18 protein-coding genes, 4 tRNA genes, 1 pseudogene and 1 other annotated feature are annotated in these 21,116 nt (G+C 40.9%); of the genes and pseudogenes, 6 read left to right on the top strand and 17 right to left on the bottom strand.

What is annotated here, in order from left to right:
• Positions 1–281 precede the first annotated feature (281 nt).
• From clpB to rluD, 3 genes are all read right to left on the bottom strand, one after another.
• Positions 282–2,855, bottom strand: coding sequence for an ATP-dependent chaperone ClpB (gene clpB / locus PSI14_RS12740; protein ID WP_273576244.1), 2,574 nt, complete (start codon positions 2,853–2,855; stop codon positions 282–284).
• A 130-nt stretch (positions 2,856–2,985) separates the two neighbouring features.
• Complete coding sequence (yfiH, locus tag PSI14_RS12735; protein WP_273576243.1) at positions 2,986–3,729, bottom strand: purine nucleoside phosphorylase YfiH; 744 nt, start codon at positions 3,727–3,729, stop codon at positions 2,986–2,988.
• 4 nt (positions 3,730–3,733) lie between these two features.
• Positions 3,734–4,711: a 23S rRNA pseudouridine(1911/1915/1917) synthase RluD gene (rluD, locus tag PSI14_RS12730; protein ID WP_273576242.1), complete on the bottom strand. Its 978-nt coding sequence runs from the start codon at positions 4,709–4,711 to the stop codon at positions 3,734–3,736.
• 147 nt (positions 4,712–4,858) lie between these two features.
• Here rluD and bamD point away from each other — a divergent pair, with 147 nt between their 5' ends.
• From bamD to pheA, 3 genes are all read left to right on the top strand, one after another.
• Entirely contained in the window at positions 4,859–5,581 is a 723-nt protein-coding gene (gene bamD / locus PSI14_RS12725) for an outer membrane protein assembly factor BamD (protein ID WP_273576247.1), read from the top strand.
• Between the two features lie 368 nt (positions 5,582–5,949).
• Positions 5,950–6,282: a ribosome-associated translation inhibitor RaiA gene (gene raiA, locus PSI14_RS12720; RefSeq protein WP_092521344.1), complete on the top strand. Its 333-nt coding sequence runs from the start codon at positions 5,950–5,952 to the stop codon at positions 6,280–6,282.
• 194 nt (positions 6,283–6,476) lie between these two features.
• Positions 6,477–6,606: a sequence feature (Phe leader region), on the top strand.
• Between the two features lie 55 nt (positions 6,607–6,661).
• Positions 6,662–7,816 carry a bifunctional chorismate mutase/prephenate dehydratase gene (gene pheA / locus PSI14_RS12715; RefSeq protein ID WP_273576241.1) on the top strand — a complete coding sequence of 385 codons (1,155 nt, stop codon included), beginning with the start codon at positions 6,662–6,664 and terminating at the stop codon, positions 7,814–7,816.
• A gap of 96 nt (positions 7,817–7,912) precedes the next feature.
• On the opposite strand, the gene tyrA is transcribed toward pheA, so the two are convergent.
• Together tyrA and PSI14_RS12705 are read right to left on the bottom strand one after the other, a co-directional pair.
• Positions 7,913–9,034, bottom strand: coding sequence for a bifunctional chorismate mutase/prephenate dehydrogenase (tyrA, locus tag PSI14_RS12710; RefSeq protein ID WP_273576240.1), 1,122 nt, complete (start codon positions 9,032–9,034; stop codon positions 7,913–7,915).
• 5 nt (positions 9,035–9,039) lie between these two features.
• Positions 9,040–10,134, bottom strand: coding sequence for a 3-deoxy-7-phosphoheptulonate synthase (locus PSI14_RS12705; protein ID WP_273576239.1), 1,095 nt, complete (start codon positions 10,132–10,134; stop codon positions 9,040–9,042).
• Between the two features lie 328 nt (positions 10,135–10,462).
• On the opposite strand from PSI14_RS12705, the pseudogene PSI14_RS12700 reads away from it, so the two are divergent.
• Positions 10,463–10,687 (top strand): annotated as a pseudogene (locus tag PSI14_RS12700) (anaerobic C4-dicarboxylate transporter family protein); the annotation flags it as partial.
• Positions 10,688–10,778: 91 nt separating this feature from the next.
• Here PSI14_RS12700 and rplS read toward each other — a convergent pair.
• From rplS to ffh, 5 genes are all read right to left on the bottom strand, one after another.
• Complete coding sequence (gene rplS / locus PSI14_RS12695) at positions 10,779–11,132, bottom strand: 50S ribosomal protein L19 (protein ID WP_010845356.1); 354 nt, start codon at positions 11,130–11,132, stop codon at positions 10,779–10,781.
• 64 nt (positions 11,133–11,196) lie between these two features.
• The gene (trmD, locus tag PSI14_RS12690; RefSeq protein WP_273576238.1) at positions 11,197–11,949 is read right to left on the bottom strand and encodes a tRNA (guanosine(37)-N1)-methyltransferase TrmD; all 753 of its coding nucleotides are present in this window, start codon (positions 11,947–11,949) and stop codon (positions 11,197–11,199) included.
• Positions 11,950–11,986: 37 nt separating this feature from the next.
• Positions 11,987–12,535, bottom strand: a complete 549-nt coding sequence (rimM, locus tag PSI14_RS12685; protein ID WP_273576237.1) for a ribosome maturation factor RimM — start codon at positions 12,533–12,535, stop codon at positions 11,987–11,989.
• Positions 12,536–12,553: 18 nt separating this feature from the next.
• Positions 12,554–12,802 (bottom strand): 30S ribosomal protein S16, encoded by a 249-nt coding sequence (gene rpsP / locus PSI14_RS12680; protein ID WP_273576236.1) that lies wholly within the window; start codon positions 12,800–12,802, stop codon positions 12,554–12,556.
• Positions 12,803–12,939: 137 nt separating this feature from the next.
• A complete protein-coding gene (ffh, locus tag PSI14_RS12675) occupies positions 12,940–14,301 on the bottom strand; it encodes a signal recognition particle protein (protein ID WP_273576235.1) in 1,362 nt (453 codons plus the stop codon).
• Positions 14,302–14,650: 349 nt separating this feature from the next.
• Here ffh and PSI14_RS12670 point away from each other — a divergent pair, with 349 nt between their 5' ends.
• Both PSI14_RS12670 and PSI14_RS12665 read left to right on the top strand, forming a co-directional pair.
• Positions 14,651–15,445, top strand: coding sequence for a cytochrome C assembly family protein (locus tag PSI14_RS12670; protein ID WP_273576234.1), 795 nt, complete (start codon positions 14,651–14,653; stop codon positions 15,443–15,445).
• Positions 15,446–15,497: 52 nt separating this feature from the next.
• A complete protein-coding gene (locus PSI14_RS12665; RefSeq protein WP_273576233.1) occupies positions 15,498–16,793 on the top strand; it encodes an HlyC/CorC family transporter in 1,296 nt (431 codons plus the stop codon).
• 562 nt (positions 16,794–17,355) lie between these two features.
• On the opposite strand, the gene luxS is transcribed toward PSI14_RS12665, so the two are convergent.
• The 7 genes from luxS to csrA form a co-directional block, all read right to left on the bottom strand.
• Positions 17,356–17,871, bottom strand: coding sequence for an S-ribosylhomocysteine lyase (gene luxS, locus PSI14_RS12660; protein ID WP_273576232.1), 516 nt, complete (start codon positions 17,869–17,871; stop codon positions 17,356–17,358).
• 162 nt (positions 17,872–18,033) lie between these two features.
• Positions 18,034–19,593, bottom strand: coding sequence for a glutamate--cysteine ligase (gene gshA / locus PSI14_RS12655; protein ID WP_273576231.1), 1,560 nt, complete (start codon positions 19,591–19,593; stop codon positions 18,034–18,036).
• A 196-nt stretch (positions 19,594–19,789) separates the two neighbouring features.
• Positions 19,790–19,866: transfer RNA gene (locus tag PSI14_RS12650), tRNA-Arg, on the bottom strand.
• A gap of 76 nt (positions 19,867–19,942) precedes the next feature.
• A tRNA-Arg gene (locus tag PSI14_RS12645) sits at positions 19,943–20,019 on the bottom strand.
• Positions 20,020–20,095: 76 nt separating this feature from the next.
• Positions 20,096–20,172 (bottom strand) — tRNA-Arg (locus PSI14_RS12640).
• A gap of 10 nt (positions 20,173–20,182) precedes the next feature.
• Positions 20,183–20,275: transfer RNA gene (locus PSI14_RS12635), tRNA-Ser, on the bottom strand.
• A gap of 490 nt (positions 20,276–20,765) precedes the next feature.
• Entirely contained in the window at positions 20,766–20,951 is a 186-nt protein-coding gene (gene csrA / locus PSI14_RS12630) for a carbon storage regulator CsrA (protein WP_010845367.1), read from the bottom strand.
• Positions 20,952–21,116 lie beyond the last annotated feature (165 nt).

The raw sequence follows: 21,116 nt of genomic DNA, 5'->3' as shown, positions 1-21,116 counted from the left end.
CGTGTCAAGCCTTATTTTTCAAGGCCTTTCACTTTGTCACCCCGACAGGTTTGTGTGTTTGTCGTGACAACGGATGCGCATTATAGGGAGCTTTCTGAGACTAGCAACAATTATTTTAAAAAAAAAGCACCAACCGCTTACTTATCACCCAAAACACGATAACTTGGTTTTTTATTAATCTACAAAAAGAAAAAAGAGGTGTTTTTTTCACCTCTTTTTATCTCAACGTTACTTTATCTTCTGTACTTTTTTATATTTATGAGCTTTCCAAGCAAGTAATGTTATTGCTTTGGAACAATGCGATTGTCTTCTAGCTCTAAAGTCACTAATTTACCTGGAATTAACTTGCCAGAAAGAATCTGCTGAGCCAGCGGATTCTCGATCTCTTGCTGAATAGCCCGTTTCAATGGGCGAGCACCGTATACAGGGTCAAAACCTGCTTCACTCAGTTTTTCCAGTGCAGAAGGAGTCATCTCTACCTGATAACCTCGCTCTTCCAGACGCTGATATAAACGCTGCAATTGAATATTCGTAATAGATGTCAGATGTTCTTTTCCTAATGGATGGAACACAACAACTTCATCAACACGGTTGATAAACTCAGGTCTGAAATGATGACCAACCACTTCCATCACCATATTTTTCATCCCTATATAATCCAGTGTACCAAAACGTTCTTGGATCATATCGGAACCTAAATTAGAGGTCATAATCACAACCGTGTTGCGAAAGTCAACAGTTCTCCCCTGGCCATCAGTCAGACGACCATCATCCAATACCTGTAGCAAGATATTGAAAACATCTGGGTGTGCTTTCTCTACTTCATCCAGCAAAATAACAGAATAAGGACGGCGGCGCACCGCTTCTGTCAGATACCCACCTTCTTCATATCCAACATATCCGGGAGGAGCTCCCACCAGCCTTGAAACTGCGTGTTTTTCCATAAACTCCGACATGTCAATGCGCACCATGGCATCATCACTATCGAACAAGAAATTAGCCAGCGCCTTGCATAATTCTGTTTTACCCACCCCAGTCGGCCCCAAGAACATGAAAGAGCCAATCGGGCGATTGGGATCAGATAGCCCCGCTCTGCTACGACGAATTGCATTCGATACGGCATCAACAGCTTCATTCTGCCCAATCACGCGTTTATGCAATTCTTGCTCCATGCGCAATAATTTCTCTTTTTCGCTTTCCAACATTCTGGATACAGGGATTCCTGTCCAGCGAGCCAGTATTTCAGCGATTTCAGCATCTGTGACTTTGTTACGCAGCAACTTCATATGACGATTTTCTACTGTTGTTGCTGTTGCCAGACGCTTTTCCAATTCCGGAATTTTTCCGTACTGAATTTCAGACATTTTGGCCAAGTCACCGTTACGGCGGGCCTTTTCTAATTCAAGACGGGCATTCTCTAATTCGGCTTTGATATTCTGAGTACCACTAAGTTCAGCTTTCTCCGCTTTCCACTCTTCTTCCAATTCAGAATATTCGCGTTCTTTTTCTGCCAACTCTTCGTTCAGCATCTCTAAACGTTTTTTACTGGCATCATCAGACTCTTTTTTCAGTGCCTGCTGTTCAAGCTTCAATTGAATAACACGACGCTCAAGACGATCCAATGCTTCTGGTTTAGAATCCATCTGCATCCGCAGACTTGCACCAGCTTCGTCAATCAGGTCAATTGCCTTGTCAGGCAGCATGCGATCAGATATATAGCGATGAGATAATGTTGCAGCCGAAACGATTGCTGGATCAGTAATCTGGACATGATGATGCAATTCATATCGCTCTTTCAGTCCACGTAAAATAGCAATCGTGTCCTCAACCGTGGGTTCTGCCACATAAACTTTCTGGAAACGACGCTCCAAAGCCGCATCTTTTTCTATATATTGTCGATACTCATCAAGAGTTGTCGCCCCAACGCAATGCAGTTCACCACGAGCCAAAGCAGGCTTCAGCATGTTACCAGCATCCATTGCTCCTTCAGCTTTGCCCGCTCCTACCATGGTATGCAATTCATCAATAAACAGAATGACTGAGCCTTCTTGTTTGGCAAGATCGTTCAAAACACCTTTCAAACGCTCTTCAAATTCACCACGATATTTAGCACCAGCCAATAATGCTCCCATATCAAGAGACAGGACACGTTTGTTTTTCAGTCCTTCAGGAATTTCACCATTAACAATACGCTGTGCCAAACCTTCGACAATTGCGGTCTTCCCAACTCCTGGTTCGCCAATAAGAACTGGGTTGTTTTTAGTTCTACGTTGCAATACCTGAATGGTTCTACGGATTTCTTCATCACGTCCAATAACAGGATCTAATTTGCCCTGTTCAGCACGTTCAGTCAGATCAATTGTATATTTCTTTAACGCTTGACGCTGATCTTCTGCACCTTGATCATTCACTTTTTCACCACCGCGCATCTGTTCTATTGCCTTAGTGATTTTATCTTTGGTTGTTCCCGCAGCTTTCAACATGTTACTTAATGTTCCACGTTCTTCTATCGCTGCCAGAACAAAGAGTTCAGAAGAAATAAAATTATCACCTGTTTTTTGCGCAAGTTTGTCGCATAGGTTTAAATAACGTCCTAATTCGTTGGATACCTGCACATCGCCACCACTGCCCTCGACTTTCGGCAATCGGATCAGAGCTTGATTCAGTTGATTATTGAAGCTTCCTGTATCCACCCCTGCCGAGGTCAATAAAGGACGAACTGAGCCACCTTCTTGATTGAGTAATGCACTCATCAAGTGGATAGGTTCGATAAATTGATTATCACGCCCTAATGCGAGGGATTGGGCGTCAGCGAGAGCAAGCTGGAATTTATTGGTAAGACGATCCAGACGCATAACACCTCCAATACTGGTCAGAATTTGCTACTGGAGACTAGATAAGGTCCATTCCTTAAATATTCAAGGTCTTCTGAAAAGTTAATTGGGAACTTACCGCTATACGCCAAAGATCATCCTGTGAAGTAGGCTATCGCAACCAGATTAAAGTCGCCATGCGCCCTGTATTACCATCACGGCGATAGGAGAAAAAGTTCTTTTCCTCTGTGACAGTACATGCGGTTCCACCAAAAATCTCTGTTATTCCCATTGACTGCAACTTCAATTTAGCCAGTAAGTAAATATTTGCCAGAAACTTATCATCATAATTATTGCCATAAGGTGTGAAAGCTTGCTCCAGAACAGAATTGGCCGTAATGAAAGCTTCCCTAACTTCACTTCCCACCTCAAATTTTGAGGGGCCAATAGCAGGCCCCAACCATGCGCGGATCATGTCAGGTTTTGCACTAAATCGAGACACAGTATTCTCCAGCACTCCTGCACATAATCCACGCCATCCGGCATGAGCTGTAGCAACTTCATCGCCAGAAATACTGCAAAAGAGAACGGGCAAGCAATCTGCTGTCATCACAGCACAAACCTGCCCGGGTATATTCGTGTAAACGGCATCGGCCTGATTATTTACCAATGATTGACCATCAAGTGTGATAACACGTGTTCCATGTACTTGTTCCAACCATATAGGTTGCTGCGGTAATTGGGCATATTCAACCAATAAGGTTCTGTTCTGCTCTACGTATTCTGGAATGTCCCCGACATGATTACCCAAGTTTAAACTGTCATATGGGAACAGGCTTACCCCACCCAAACGGGTAGTACTGCAAGCACCAACATTATCAGGCTGTGGCCAATCAGGAAAAATCAGTGGTGTCATTTACCTACCAATCCATCTCATCTTTGAAAGTTTCGGCATCCGCTTTCATTACTTCAATCAATTTAACCATGTCATCCGGTAATGGAGCATGCCATTCCATCTCAATTCCAGTGATTGGATGGTAAAGACGTAACATGGTCGCATGCAATGCCTGACGATCAAAATTGCGCATCACTTCGCGAAATTCATCAGAGGCTCCTTTTAATGGACGAGGCCGTCCACCGTACAGAGGATCTCCCACTAGCGGGTGTTTTATATGTGCCATGTGCACACGAATTTGGTGTGTTCTGCCAGTCTCCAAACGCAGACGAAGACGGGTATGCGCCCGGAAATGTTCCATAATTCGATAATGGGTAACAGCAGGTTTCCCCATAGGATGTACTGCCATATGTGTCCGTTTTGTTGGATGACGGGAAATGGGTTCTTCTACCGTTCCTCCGGCTGTCATACATCCCAAAGCAACTGCTTCATATTCACGGGTTATTTCACGTAATTGCAAAGATTCTACCAAACGAGTTTGTGCTGGAACGGTTTTTGCTATAACCATTAATCCGGTCGTATCTTTGTCAAGACGATGAACAATACCTGCACGAGGAACATCTGCAATTTCAGGATAACGGTATAACAAGGCATTCAATACCGTGCCATCAGGATTACCTGCCCCCGGGTGAACTACCAAGTTACGTGGTTTATTGATTACCAAAATATCGTCATCTTCATAGACAATATTCAGTTCGATATCCTGAGGCTCCCAGCGTGCATCTTCTTTAATGATAGCATCAATGGATATTTCTTCACCGCCCAGGACTTTTTCTTTTGGTTTGTTAATTAATTTGCCATTAACTTGAACTTTATCATCCAAGATCCACTCTTTTATACGTGACCTTGAATAATCAGGGAACAATTCAGCCAAAGCTTGATCTAAACGTTGACCAAGCTGAGATTCAGCGACTATTGCATTAAGTCGGATTTGTTGTGCCATATATAACTTCTATATTTTAAGTTGGGTTTTGACGGCGAGGCCGTTTCATTTAAAATAGTGTGCTATTGTAACCCTATATTTTGCCGGGAGCTTCATGGACAGTCTCCCAGAAAACACTCAGAGGATAATCAACACGTGATGATTCGCATGCAATATCTGGTGGCAGTGACCACATTGAGCCTGATTTTATCTGGATGTTCCAGCAATAAGGATGCTGTTCCTGATATCCCGCCATCTCAAATTTATTCGATTGGGCAGGAAAAGCTGCAAGAAGGTAACTATAAAGCGGCAATCAAACAATTGGAATCCCTTGACACCCGATATCCTTTTGGGCCGTACTCCCAACAGCTTCAGTTTGATTTAATCTACGCCTACTACAAATCAGCGGAATACCCACTGGCTCTTGCATCCATTGAGCGTTTCATGCGTCTGAATCCAACCCACCCTAATATCGACTATGTACTATATATGCGTGGTTTGGTCTCACAAGCTTTAGATGACAGTATATTGCAAGACTTTTTCGGTATTGAACGATCAAACCGTGATCCTGAACATGCCCGTGCCGCATTCCATAATTTCAACCAACTGATGCGTTACTATCCAAATAGTCAGTATTCAGCTGATGCCACCAAGCGATTAGTATTCCTTAAAGAACGTTTAGCCAAATATGAACTTGCGGTTGTGAAATATTACACTAAACGCAGTGCTTATGTAGCTGTCGTTAATCGTGTAGAACAGATGCTACGAGACTATCCTGATGCTAGCGCAACTCGGGAAGCTCTCCCTTATATGGAATCGGCTTATAAAGAATTGGGGCTGACAGCTGAAGCAAATAAGGTGGCACAACTAATCACTGCTAACCCTGCATAAGATTCAATCTCATTAGATTTAAACAGGTGATCAAAAACAGCAGCTAAACGGCTGCTGTTTTTTTTAGCTATTTCTTAGCTATCTATCTTTATCTAAATCGAATGCATTTGGGTTATATCTTCATTATTTTTATTATGAAATGATTTTCAATATCAATTATTATATAAATTTATAATCCCATAACTGACCGATAATGACGCATAATACCTTTCTTCGCAATAAATATTATCCATATCTTCCTTGACTATCACAGTTCTGCCACTTACTTCTAAAATCGCACAGCAAAAGTGATTTAGATCATTCTTTTTACGCAAAAGAGCGCTATGCTGGATACATCAAAGACGGAGTAACATTAAAGAGGTAACTATATGTTAGTGAACATTACCAGCAAACAAATGGAGATTACCCCCGCAATTCGTAGCCATGTGGAAGACCGTCTAAATAAGTTGAGTAAATGGCAAGTCAATCTAATTAGTCCACATATTGTACTATCAAAAGAGCCTCAAGGATTCTTGGTTGATGCCACAATTGGTACACCGAATGGCACATTAGTGGCTAGTGCCAAGCATGAAGATATGTACGCTGCGATCAATGAGCTGCTGACAAAATTAGAGCGACAACTCAATAAAGTGCGGCATAAAGCAGAGGCTCGACGTGCAGACAATAGTGTTAAAGAATCTAATCTCAATTTAGAAGTATAATTATCCCTTATTCTTGTCCTCACGCGCTCAATGAGCGCGTTTTTACTGTCATTTAACCATTAGCTTTATCTTCCATTTGTTAATAGTTTGAAAGATGAAAAGCCTTCTGTTGACACTTCAATCTAAATAGGTTAATTAAAGTACATTATTGAAATGATATTGTTGAAACAATCAAGCAATGTGCTAATAGGCCAAATGATTATCAAACCGTCTTTCTTATTTTTTTTCTTTTTTTTCACCTTCTCATGAGGAGGTTGTTTCGTTTCAGAAAGAATTTTAAGAAGACGAATAAAAACCTCCCACCAGTAGGGAGGTTTTTTGTTTTACTGGGCACAAAAATATCAAACTATACTCATAATAAGAATGTCAGGAATATGCTATGGAACGAGATTTAGTTAACTTACGAGAAGAAATTAGTAATATTGATGCGGACTTGTTGGATCTACTCGCTAAACGCCGGGAGTTAGCTGGTAACATCGCTCAAACAAAACTGCTCGACTATCGCCCTATCCGAGATAAAAATCGAGAGAGAGAGTTATTGAGCATATTGATTGATAAAGGTAAATCACGTGGATTAGATGGTTTTTATATTACTCGGCTATTTCAGATGATCATTGAGGATTCAGTTCTCACCCAACAAGCTTTATTACAGCAACACCTGAATCAGACACCTTACGATTCTGCCCGCATTACTTTTCTAGGACCAAAAGGTTCATATTCTCATATTGCAGCTCGACAATTTGCTGCCCGCCACTTTAATCAACTGATTGAATGCAGTTGCCATAAATTCTCAGATATTTTCTCATTAGTTGAGATTGGTCAGGCTGATTATGGCATCCTGCCACTGGAAAATACCAGCTCAGGAGCAATCAATGAAGTTTATGATTTATTGCAGCAAACTCCCCTATCGCTTGTTGGAGAAATAACCCTGCCCATCAACCACTGTCTATTAATTTCCGGGCAAACTGATATCTCAAAGATAAAAACCGTTTTCAGCCATTCCCAGCCTTTTCAACAATGTAGCCAATACCTCAATAAATATCCTGATTGGAATATTATCTACTGTGAAAGTACGGCGGCTGCTATGCAAAAAGTGGCGGAACTCAATTCACCAGAAGTCGCTGCATTAGGAAGTGAGGCTGGTGGCTCACTTTATGAATTACATGTTTTAGAAAACAATTTGGCAAATCAGCAAGAGAATAGCACTCGCTTTATTGTTGTTGCCCGTAAACCTATTGAAGTATCCGATCAAGTTCCTGCCAAAACCACCTTTATTATGTCAACCGGACAGCAAGCAGGAGCTTTAGTTGATGTACTGATTATCTTAAAGAAACATGATATTCCAATGAGTAAATTAGAATCTCGCCCAATAAACGGTAAACCGTGGGAAGAGATGTTTTATATTGATGTGCAAACCAACCTGCGTTCCATGAAAATGCAACAAGCATTGAAGGAACTGACAGAAATTACTCGCTTTCTAAAGGTATTGGGTTCTTATCCATCAGAAAATGTAATTCCTATTGATCCTGTCTAAAGTAAAAAAACAAAACCGGATGGTTTCTTTAAGATAATCGAAACATCCGGTTTTAATATTTTTCAGGTATTTCAAAGTACTATATCTAGCTAACATCTATATTCGACTATCACTAGCCTGCTGTAAAAGCACTCGGCTCTCCTTCATAAATCGAGCTGCTTCATCACCAAACCAATCACTCACCTGATTAAAGCTCTCAATAAAAGCTGATTTATCTTGATGTTCCAATATTTCCAGAGCCTGCCCGAAACTCTGATAATACCGACGAATAAGTTCAATGTTTTCAGGGCTAGACATAATAATATCAGCATATAACTGAGGATCTTGCGCGAATAATCGCCCTACCATTGCCAGCTCCAATCGATATATTGGTGAAGATAGCGACAATAATTGTTGTAAATCGATATTTTCTTTTGCAAGATGCCGTCCGTAAGAAAAGGTAGTGAAATGACGCAACGCCTGAATGAAGCCCATATTTTTATCATGCTTCTTCGCGTTGATTTGATGCAATCTCGCTCCCCACACCGATATCTGTTCCAAAAACCATTGATATGCTTCTGGATAACGCCCGTCACAATACACAACCACTTGCTTGGCAAAGCTGCCTACATCTGGTCCAAACATAGGGTGCAACCCTAAAACAGGTCCCTGATGTGCCTCAAGCATCGCATTTAACGGCCTTTGTTTTATGGAAGCCAAATCAACTAAAATACATTGTTCTGGCAAAGGAGGTAATCGGCGAATAATCTTGTCAGTCAAATGTATGGGAACACTGACTATCACCATTCCTGCTCCGGCCAATATAAATTCGGCATTATCCCAATCATCAGCTTCGAGCACTCGGACCTCATAGCCAGACAGCGTCAACAATCGACTGAATAATTTCCCCATTTTGCCTGAGCCACCTACAATAACCACTGGCCCTAAATGGGTGCCAAGTTTTTTAAAGCCTTTGTTGTTTTCACTTACATAAGACTCTCGCATAATTCGGCGTAAGATATCTTCAATCAAATCAGGCGGAATTCCCATATTTTCCGCCTCCTGACGACGGGAAGCCAGCATTTCAGCCTCCCTATCAGGTACGTAAATCGGTAAACCGAGCTGGCTCTTAACCTCGCCAACTTGCGCTACCAAATTCATTCTTTGCGCCAGCAAAGATAATAAGGTTTTATCCACCTCATCAATTTGAGTTCTCAATTGTGACAATTCTGCTGCCATATTGATTATCCTGCTTTTTCCATCGTCATATTTCGATTGACCAAATGTGGAGCAATTTGTTGATGCAATTTTCTCAATATCTGCTCTGTAATCTGCCAGCTAATACAAGCGTCAGTTACCGAAACACCATATTCCATCTCAGCCCGAGGCTGTTCAGAAGATTGATTGCCCTCATTAATATGGCTTTCCAACATAATACCAATGATGGATTGATTTCCAGACATTATTTGTTCAGCGACAGAATCCACAACGACGCTCTGACGACGAAAATCTTTATTAGAATTACCGTGACTGCAATCAATCATCAATGATGGTCTCAGCCCTGCTTTAGTCATTTGGCGTTCACAATCGGCGACATGTTCTGCACTATAATTTGGCACTGCGCCACCGCGCAATATCACATGTCCATTCGGATTACCCTGAGTTTGTAGTAAACAAACTTGGCCTGACTGATTTATCCCCATAAAGCGATGAGGCATTGCTGCTGCTTTCATGGCATTAATTGCGGTATTCAAATTACCATCAGTGCCATTTTTAAATCCGACCGATACAGATAAACCTGATGCCATCTCGCGATGAGTTTGAGATTCAGTCGTTCTGGCACCAATTGCTGACCAGCTAAATAGATCCCCCAAATATTGTGGATTGTTAGGATCAAGAGCTTCATTAGCCAAAGGTAATCCCATTTCTACCAAGTTCAACAACAGTCGGCGAGCAATATGCAACCCAGAATCCATATCAAAGGAGCCATCCATATAAGGATCACTAATTAGACCTTTCCAACCAACCGTTGTACGGGGCTTTTCAAAATAGACACGCATAACAATATACAGACAATCACTCAATTCGGCAGAAAGTGCTTTCAAACGGCGGGCATACTCTAGAGCAGCATCTACATCATGAATTGAACATGGACCACATACCACTAATAAACGAGGATCACGATGCTGAATAATGTCAGCAATAGTATTACGTGCGTTTGTAATGGCATGTAGATCATTGCTACTCAACGGATATTTCTGTTTCAACTCTTCTGGGGTGATAAGAACCTGTTCATTAAGAATATGAACGTTATTAAGAGCATCTTTTTGCATGATCATTTCTCTACCCGCCTTGCTTTGTTTTATCTGTTTAATGTTTTTCTAAGTGTCTGGTGGATAACATACCATGCATCGTAAAGAATACAATCCAAAAATGTAAATATAATCGATTAACTGTAAATAAATATTTACAGTTAGATTTAGAATACTATAGATACCATCAACGTATCAATAAGCCATTGAGACTTAATTACATATCAAAATATATAAATAAATATTAAAGTTAAAGCATTGTAAATGCATATTTCACACCCCCTCAAATAGAAATATTCGATTAACCACCTAAAAAATCATTCATCATAAAAATAAGATCTGAATCCCATTTTTAAATGGTGTCGTGTTCAAAGCAGTGCCGTGTTCAAAGCGGTATGATTGTGATTTTTCTGTCTTTGGTGTGGTGGTATGGATGAGCGATACCTTCTTCCACTCACATTTAGGTGAATTAGGGTTAATTCTAGAAGATGTTGTTCAAGCACAACCATGGACTTATGCCCTAGTGCTTTTTTTGCTATCAAAACTGGTTAATAGCCAAGCCGTAGCTTTAACCGTAATTTTACAACTAAAACAAAAATAAATTTTAGAATGTAAAAAGGCCAGCAAATTGCTGGCCTTTAGCGATAACTTTCGGATGTAGCGAAAGCGTATTATTTTGCGTTCAGACGCTCTTTAATACGAGCTGCCTTACCAGAACGCTCACGCAGGTAGTACAGTTTAGCTCTGCGAACAGCACCACGACGTTTAACGTTGATGCTGTCTACGACTGGGGAGTGAGTCTGGAATACGCGCTCAACGCCTTCGCCGTTAGAAATCTTACGAACAGTAAATGCAGAGTGCAGACCGCGGTTACGAATTGCAATAACCACGCCCTCGAATGTCTGCAGACGCTTTTTAGAACCTTCAACAACCCATACCTTAACTTCCACGGTGTCACCCGGACGGAATGAAGGTACGTCTTGTTTCATCTGCTCTTGTTCAAGTTGTTTAATAATGTTGCTCATAATAACTCTCTTACCCTAGGTAAACTGATATATCAAAGACATTCCTTCACGGGACATGTCTGGATTAATTCGTTGCCTGATCTCGATATTCCCGTTGGAATTCAGATAGCAACATCCTTTGCTCGTCAGTCAGAGCTAGGCTTTCTAGAAGTTCGGGCCTTCTTAACCAAGTTCGGCCAAGCGATTGTTTCATTCGCCAGCGATTAATTTCAGCATGATTTCCCGACAGTAAAACCGGAGGGACTTCCATACCGTCTAACACTTCAGGGCGAGTATAATGTGGGCAATCCAACAATCCATCAGCAAATGAGTCTTCTTCTGCCGATGCTTGACGCCCTAATACTCTCGGAATAAACCGTGATATAGAGTCAATCATCGTCATTGCAGGAAGTTCTCCCCCGCTAAGAACGTAATCACCGATAGACCATTCTTCGTCAATTTCAGTTTGGATGACGCGCTCATCAATACCTTCGTAACGACCGCAAACCAGAATTAATTTCTCATTTGCCGCCAGTTCACAAACTCCCTGTTGATCGAGTTTGCGTCCCTGAGGTGAAAGATAAATCACCTTTGCACCATCACCTGCCGAAACTTTGGCTGCATGAATGGCTTCCCGTAATGGTTGCACCATCATCAGCATACCTGGACCACCGCCATAAGGACGGTCATCAACAGTACGATGCCGGTCGTAGGTAAAATCCCGTGGACTCCAGCATTCTATACTCAGCAGGCCATTCTTTACTGCCCGACCAGTTACCCCGTAATCGGTTATTGCGCGGAACATTTCAGGAAACAGGCTAATAACCCCAATCCACATACTGCGTCCCACTCATTTAAACCGTATTTACCGGAGATTAAAAACCAGGATCCCAATCTACCTCAATAGTTTTGGTAGCAAGATCGACTTTCTTGATAACCTGCCCGTCAAGAAACGGAACCAGCCGCTCCTTGATACCGAATGCATCTTTCAGGTTTGCTTTTATTACCATTACATCGTTAGAACCCGTTTCCATCATGTCATGAATGGTTCCAAGGTTATAACCTGCTGTGTTTATTACTTGGCATCCCATAAGGTCTCTCCAGTAATAATCACCCTCTCCCAGTTCTGGTAATTGGCTAGAATCGACTACAATTTCACAGTTAGTCAGTAAATTCGCAGCATCCCGATCGTCAATATCTTTAATTTTGACGATAATATCCTGATTGTGATATTTCCACGCTTCCAGTTCAACGTGTTGCCACTGGCCTGAGCGTTGAATAAACCACGGTTGATATTCAAAAATGTCTTCGGTGTGTTCGGTGGAAGAAAAAACTCTGAGCCAACCACGAATGCCATACGAAGAACCCAATTTCCCCAATACGATTGGCTCAACAGGGAGCTTTAGGCCAGATTGTCTGCTCATTGTTACCACCGCGACAGATTAAGCTGTTTTCTTAGCGTCTTTGATCAGTACAGCAACACGATCAGACACAGATGCACCCAGACCAACCCAGTGTTCGATACGGTCCAGATCTAAACGCAGAGCTTCTGCATTTCCTGAAGCGATTGGGTTGAAGAAACCAACACGCTCAATAAAACGACCATCACGCGCATTGCGGCTATCGGTCACGACTACTTGATAGAACGGACGCTTTTTTGCGCCGCCACGAGCTAAACGAATTGTTACCATAACATCCTCATTAGTTAGCAAAACAACCAGACTCCATCGAGGAATGGAATCCCGCTGTCCATTTAAAAGCCCGAAAATTTTACTCACTTTGGCGCAAAAAGCAATCCAAAGAACATTTTCTTTCGCAACTTTGTTGATTATCGCCCCATAAACCCAGGTGGAAGCATGACTTTCATGCCTCGCATCATTTTTGCCAAACCACCTTTCTTCATCTTTTTCATCATGCGCTGCATTTCATCAAACTGTTTCAACAAACGATTGACATCCTGCACTTGTGTACCCGATCCCATTGCAATACGGCGCTTACGAGAACCTTTGATAATTTCTGGTTTTTCACGCTCTTTACGCGTCATGGAATTAATAATGGATTCCATTTTAACCAGAATTTTGTCATCCATTTGGGATTTAACAGCATCAGGGATCTGCGTCATTCCCGGCATTTTGCTCAACATGCTGGTCATTCCGCCCATATTACGCATCTGTTTAAGCTGTTCAAGAAAATCGCTTAAATCAAAACCGTCCCCTTTTTTCAGCTTAGACGCCAGTTTTTCCGCTTGAGTACGGTCAACTTTGCTTTCAATTTCTTCGATCAATGAAAGCATGTCTCCCATACCCAGAATGCGGGATGCAATGCGATCTGGATGGAAAGGTTCCAACGCATCCGTCTTTTCACCAACGCCGAGGAATTTAATGGGCTTACCCGTGATGTGGCGGATGGAAAGTGCTGCACCGCCACGGGCATCACCATCTACTTTAGTCAGAACAACCCCGGTTAGTGGCAATGCTTCATTGAATGCTTTTGCTGTATTCGCCGCATCTTGACCTGTCATCGCATCAACAACAAACAGGGTTTCGACAGGATTGATAGCTGCATGAACTGCTATGATTTCATCCATCATAGCTTCATCAACATGCAAACGACCTGCTGTATCGACTAACAACACATCATAGAATTTCAACTTAGCATGTTGGATCGCTTTATTGACAATATCAACAGGCTTTTCCTGTGCATCTGAAGGGAAAAAGTCAATTCCAACTGTTTCAGATAAGGTTTCAAGCTGTTTGATCGCTGCCGGTCGGTATACGTCAGCAGAAACAACCAAGACTTTCTTCTTGTTTTTTTCTTTCAGCAGCTTACCTAATTTGGCAACGCTAGTCGTTTTACCTGCACCTTGCAAACCAGCCATAAGAACCACAGCAGGAGGCTGTGTGGAAAGGTTCAGTTCACTGTTAACCTCTCCCATCGCCGTAACCAATTCATTCTGAACGATTTTGACGAATTCCTGACCTGGGGTAAGGCTTTTGTTAACCTCATGCCCCACTGCGCTCTCTTTGATTCGTGCAATAAAATCACGCACGACAGGTAATGCAACATCCGCTTCGAGCAAAGCCATACGAACTTCGCGCAGCGTATCTTTAATATTATCTTCCGTCAGCCGTCCGCGACCGCTGATATTGCGCAATGTGCGCGATAGTCTGTCAGTTAAATTATCAAACATTGTCTCAGCTCAGATATCTACAAGTTGGTCTACTTGTAAGGCAAATTTCACGAATTATAACACGATGATTATGTGATCTCTGCAAAGAGATTCCCAAGTATGATTAACAACGGTTGGAGGCTACTCCGGCTAACGGTATACTTAAATTTTGTATTCAATCCATATCCAATGAATTTCAAGTTATACTACAACGGCCAGAATACTCACCCCAAATTACATAACTAATTGTATAAACAAAGAATATGTAATCTAAAGGATATGTGGCAAAAGGGTTAAGTACAGCCAACAAAACGGTGGCTTGAAAGGTAAAGAGTTAACATTCAACACTATTGCGAAAACGATAAACGTTATGCTGATATTTTCAATTATTGCTTTACTAGCTTATCTCATTAGCCTGACGCTCATCGTGCCAGGTTTATTGCGCCAACAAAACAGTTATCAAAAACTGGCACTTTCTTTAGCAATTATAGCGTTAGCCAGTCACGCCATTGCATTGAAATATCAAGTTTTTCATGTCAGCAGTGGGCAAAATTTGACATTATTAAATCTAGGCTCAATTGTCAGTTTGCTTGTATGCCTTATCATGACAGTCGTCGCTTTCCGTGGGCGTGCATGGTTTTTACTGCCAGTTGTTTATAGTTTCGCTATGATCAATTTGATACTGGCCAGTATGATGCCGGGAGAATTCATTACTCATCTTGAAGATAGTGTCGAATTATTCATTCATATTGGGTTGGCATTACTCGGCTATGCCACCTTACTCATTGCAGCTCTTTATGCATTACAACTTGGTTGGCTGGATTATCAGCTTAAAAAGAAAAAGCTCACCTTTACCTCTGGTATCCCTCCATTGATGGCAATAGAGCGGAAAATGTTTCACATTACCCAAGTCGGTGTAATTTTACTAACATTAACGCTATGCACTGGCATCATGTACATGGATGATGTTTTCAGTAAAGAAAATATTCATAAGTCTGTTTTATCTATCATTGCATGGTTCATCTACGTTATTTTGCTTTGGGGACATTATCATGAAGGGTGGCGTGGCAAGCGCGTTATTTGGTTCAATCTGATTGGCGCATTTATTCTGACACTTGCTTTTTTCGGTAGCAGGTTATTACAAGAAATGATGGTTTATCAATAGTTCAAATTATCACCGTAATAGATTTGTATAAATATTAGGAAGGAATTTTGTTTTGGATCACGTCTCAACAAGCACACTGATTATAATTCTTGTTGTCATGGTTATCGTTTCAGCCTATTTTTCTGCCTCAGAAACTGGCATGATGACAATCAACCGATATCGCTTACGACATTTAGCTAAACAGGGGAGCAGACCCGCACGCAGGGTTGAATCTCTGCTGCGTCATCCAGATAGACTCATCAGCCTGATCCTTATTGGTAATAATCTCGTTAACATTGTGGCCTCTGCTCTTGCTACTATCATTGGCATGAGGCTCTATGGCGATGCAGGTGTTGCCATTGCAACTGGTATACTCACATTTGTTATTCTCATTTTTTCTGAAGTAATGCCAAAAACCATCGCCGCGCTTTATCCTGAAAGGGTGGCATTCCCAAGTAGCTTCTTGCTGCGTCCGCTAGAAAAAATTATGCTGCCCCTTGTTTGGTCCTTTAATAAGATTAGCTTGCTGTTTATGCATTGTTTGGGGATCAAAACCCCTAATATCCGCAATGATGCAGTCAGCAAAGACGAGCTACGTACGATCGTAAATGAATCAAACACTAACCTATCACGCCGTAATCAGGACATGCTGATCTCAATATTAGATCTTGAGAAAGTCACTGTTGGTGACATTATGATCCCGCGTAACGAAATTGTCGGTATTGATATTAACAATGATTGGAAATCCGTTATCAGACAGCTGACACACTCCCCACATGGACGCATTGTGCTATATCGAGACTCCCTTGATGATGCTATTGGTATGCTCCGAGTACGTGAAGCATATCGGCTGATGATGGAGAAAAAAGAATTCACAAAAAGAAATTTGATCAAAGCCGCAGATAAAATCTACTTTATTCCTGTTAGTACTCCGTTAAACATCCAACTTGTTAACTTCCAACGTAATAAACAAAAAGCTGGCTTAATCGTTGATGAATATGGAGATATTCAAGGGCTAATCACTGTTGAAGATATTTTGGAAGAAATTGTCGGCGATTTTACCACCTCCATGTCTCTAACTCTGGCAGAAGAGGTTCTTCCGCAAAGTGACGGTACTGTTCTAGTTGGTGGTACAGCTAATATCCGTGAATTAAATAAAGCTTTCAATTGGGCGCTACCCGAAGATGGCCCAAGAACAATGAATGGAATGATTCTGGAAGAACTAGGCGAAATTCCTGAACTGAATACTCAAGTGCGGATTAATGAATATAATTTTGAGGTTCTTGCGGTACACGATAATGTTATCAAGCAGGTTCGTGTGACACCAATGAATAAAGATACAAAGCAAAATATAAAATCCACTGAATAATTTAACAATCGTTCAATGACAATATTCAAAGTTTAACTACCTGCATATTCTGGGGTAGTTTAAAAATTCAGAATATTTTTATTTTTAGAAAATATAGATGCTAATTTTAAATTATTATTTATAGAATAAAGAACAACATATATATTATCATCTCTATTCTTTGCATAAAATCGAGATAGCTTAAAATGCTTAAGGTTCTCTATTCTCTCTGAGTTCATGCCAAAGATAAAATATTGTTTTTATCAAAATCACTCGCACCCACTTCATAAAGGTGATAGCAAAAAAACAACAAATGTCAGGGTGTTTTGAATACCAGTATTCATAAAAAAACTTTATTTATTTCATGAAAATAAACGAATAATCCCAACCAGTTCCTTATGGTAACTATTAAAAAAAGACATTAACCAAACATTAATACATAAAGGGCCAGCAAAACAAGCCAGCCCAAAAAATATCAGCTAATTTTGGTCGACTAACAAAAAAATTTACAACCAAAATAGAATAGATAGCGAGAATCAAGCGTATCATTAATACATAATTCAGCTCCTCGCTTACAGGCAGTCTATACCTGTAGCTCTACGAGTTTTTCTTCTGGCAATGCTAACTCATCGTTCTGATTGACGCGAACATCAGCATCAAGAATGCTCTGAGCGATATCTTGAGCTTCTTTTAATGAGTGCATCTCATACGTACCACACTGATAAATATTTAATTCTGGGATCTGATTCTGATCTTGAACTTTTAGCACATCAGCCATAGCAGCTTTCCAAGCTTCAGCCACTCTCAATTCTTCTGGTGCACCAATCAAGCTCATATAAAAACCAGTACGACATCCCATTGGCGAAATATCAATAATTTCAACACCATCACCATTCAAATGATTACGCATAAAACCCGCAAACAAATGCTCAAGTGTGTGAATACCTCTTTCTGGCATCACTGCTTTGTTGGGAACACAAAAGCGTAGATCAAATACCGTAATGGTATCACCATGTGGTGTTGTCATTGTTTTAGCTACCCTAACAGCAGGTGCAGCCATGCGAGTATGGTCAACTGTAAAACTATCCAATAAAGGCATTACTCTACCTCCTAAGGCATCAGATTTTTTACGAAAATTCTTTCAGATAAATGAAACCTTTTCATTTGCGGCTGGTCATAAGATATGAAGACGCGCAAAATTGTTATCATCCCTATTCTCTAAGATATTTTATTCGGCCACTACTGGTGGCCATTTTCTTTTTTAACGCCCAGCATGAAGTTTTAAGTACTCTTCAAAACTCATTTTATCTTGCTGCTCAAGGTCATGTTGGCGTGCTACAGAAGTCTCACGTTCAATCGAAAAATTTTCATCATTCAAAATCGAATAATGTTCTTCAATCAATTCGTTGTGATACTGGTTTGCTAGTTCTAATCCAAAACCCGCTATCCCCTGAGATTTCATCTTATCTAAGACACGCGCGGAAAACGTTAGTGATGGATCTTCAAACATGTTCACCAGTTCTTTACAGACTGATTGATATTGAGTTCCTGAACAGGTGTCCAAGACTTCTGCTACCCGCTCTAAATCCCTGAATAATTCCTGTCCCACAGTCTTAAGCGGCTGTTGTTCAATCCCATAACCAAGACCAATAGATAATCCAGGCTTACGTCCTTCTAAAATAACTTTATTCCAATTTCCACGGCAACATTCAAGCTCCTCACTCCCCATTTCAGGAGCTTCAGCCAGAACACACCATATCAAGAATAAGTCAAGAAAACGAATTTGAGTTTCATCAACCCCAATGGGAGAAAAAGGGTTAATATCCAAAGAACGCACTTCAATATACTCTATGCCACCTCTCAACAAGGCATCTGAAGGTGATTCCCCTTCTTTCGTGACTCGTTTTGGGCGTATCGGTGCATACAACTCATTTTCAATTTGAAGGACATTAGTATTGAGCTGTAGGTATTTATCTTCTTTTTTAATACCTATTGCTGCAAAGTCTTCTGATGGTTTATGAATGGCTTTTTTAAGTCCTTCTACATATGTATGGAGATGATTAAACGTAATATTCAGATCGCTTTGCGATTTATTGGTATATCCTAAATCACTCATCCTCAAAGAAGTCGCGTAAGGCAGGTAACAAGTCCCTTTTCCTGTTTCCTCAAAAGACAGTGTTGAATTTCGTCCGCGTAAGAACGAAGGACAAATTGCAGGTGACGCACCAAATAAATAAGGAATCACCCATCCAAAGCGGTAATAATTGCGAATCAAACGGAAGTAGCCATCTGAAATCTGCTCTTTTCCCGTTTCAGCGTCTTTAATACCTAACCATGCCTGCCAGAAACTCATTGGTAGAGAAAAGTTATAATGCACACCAGAGATAGTTTGCATCAACGCGCCATAACGATTCTTTAATCCTTCACGATACAGGGTCTTAAAGCGGCCCACGTTGGACGTACCATATTGAGCCAGAGTGATATTCTCTTCTTCATCAATAAAACATGGCATGCTTAAAGGCCACATTTTTTCATTATCCAGATGCCGGGCTGTATAAGTATGCAAATCTTTAAGGAAAGAGATGGTTCTATCTATGTTGCTATCAACAGGGGTAATAAACTCCAATAGAGATTCAGCAAAATCAGTTGTAATCCATTTATGCGTTAAAGAAGCACCAAGTGATTTTGGATGCTCTGTCTTAGCTAAATGACCGTCTGGAGTAACACGCAAAGTTTCACGTTCAATGCCACGGCAAATACCATTTAATATGGTAGGGTTTGCCTCTAACCATGACAATGCTTTTGATACGTCCGGGATCAATTTGTCCTCCCGTGGAGTTTAAAAAGATTATTACTAAAAGTTTACTTTATATGAAAGAAGCCAAGTTGTCGCTGATTACATAGAGGTAGCAACACACTACTGATTAAATTGCAAACAAAAATAATAAAGCAAATATTATGCTTAAGCGGGAATAAAAAAAGAAAAACCCCTGCCTTGATAAGGCAGGGGTTTAAGCTGGTGCATCCAGGAGGATTCGAACCTCCGACCGCTCGGTTCGTAGCCGAGTACTCTATCCAGCTGAGCTATGGATGCGTTGTCTATTTTCTATTTCTGGTTATCGTCTGATTTCCAGAATTTAAACATTATGATGTAATCATAGTGTTGAATATGGTGCATCCAGGAGGATTCGAACCTCCGACCGCTCGGTTCGTAGCCGAGTACTCTATCCAGCTGAGCTATGGATGCGTTGTCTATCTTCTATTTCTGGCTATCAACCGATTTCCAGAATTCAAACATTATGATGTAATCACAGTGTTGAATATGGTGCATCCAGGAGGATTCGAACCTCCGACCGCTCGGTTCGTAGCCGAGTACTCTATCCAGCTGAGCTATGGATGCATCGTTTAAATGGCGGTGAGGGAGGGATTCGAACCCTCGATGCAGCTCTTAACCACATACTCCCTTAGCAGGGGAGCGCCTTCAGCCTCTCGGCCACCTCACCTTTTGCTTTAAAATCGTAAACTATATATTCACGCTTTAAAACTTGCGATTTAGAAGTTTTCACTTCTTAAATTTTAGAACCTTTACCTCTGAAACTTACTCAGAAGCTTTTCTTCAAGCTCTTCGTCGCTGCGATGGCGCACATAATACTTTCCCTGCCTGATAAGTCAAACAATTTTTCGCAACTTTTTTTCTTTTGCGCGTTTAACATGCAAAATGCTTGGTTTAGCATCTAAGAGACTGTTTTATCAACAGTGAAATCATCTAAAAACCATAAAGTTTATGAAAATGATTATTCAACACTATGGCCTCATGAACGATGCCTTTTCAACAGATAGAAAATAAAAAGACGTGAGAGAATAGAATCAAGGTATCAAAAAAAGAGAAATGCAATAGATTTACAGAACAGGGAAGTAAAAAAGAAAGAGAAAGCGGAAAGAAAAAAGCAGAGTAGCGCCCAAGTATTAAAAAGCATGGACGCCATTCTTGAATTAAAAAGTTGTAGGCTGAGATTTCTCTGCCTGAATCCGTTGATAAATTTCTTCACGGTGAACAGAAACTTCCTTGGGCGCATTTACACCAATGCGAACTTGGTTGCCTTTAACTCCCAGTACTGTGACTGTTACCTCATCGCCTATCATGAGTGTTTCACCAACTCGACGAGTCAGAATAAGCATTCTTTGCTCCTTGAAAATTTAAAAGAGTCGGGTCTCTAGGTTTCCCCGCTATTATCCATCAAACACCGTGAAAACGTAAAGCAATGATATCTACTTAAAGTATAAGCAGTTTTGAACACATATCCTATATCTATAGGATAGCTAAAATATAAGTATGTGCCCAAC

Source organism: Xenorhabdus anantnagensis, from assembly GCF_028598555.1.
Lineage (GTDB): Bacteria > Pseudomonadota > Gammaproteobacteria > Enterobacterales > Enterobacteriaceae > Xenorhabdus > Xenorhabdus anantnagensis.
This window is presented reverse-complemented; position numbering and strand designations above follow the sequence as displayed.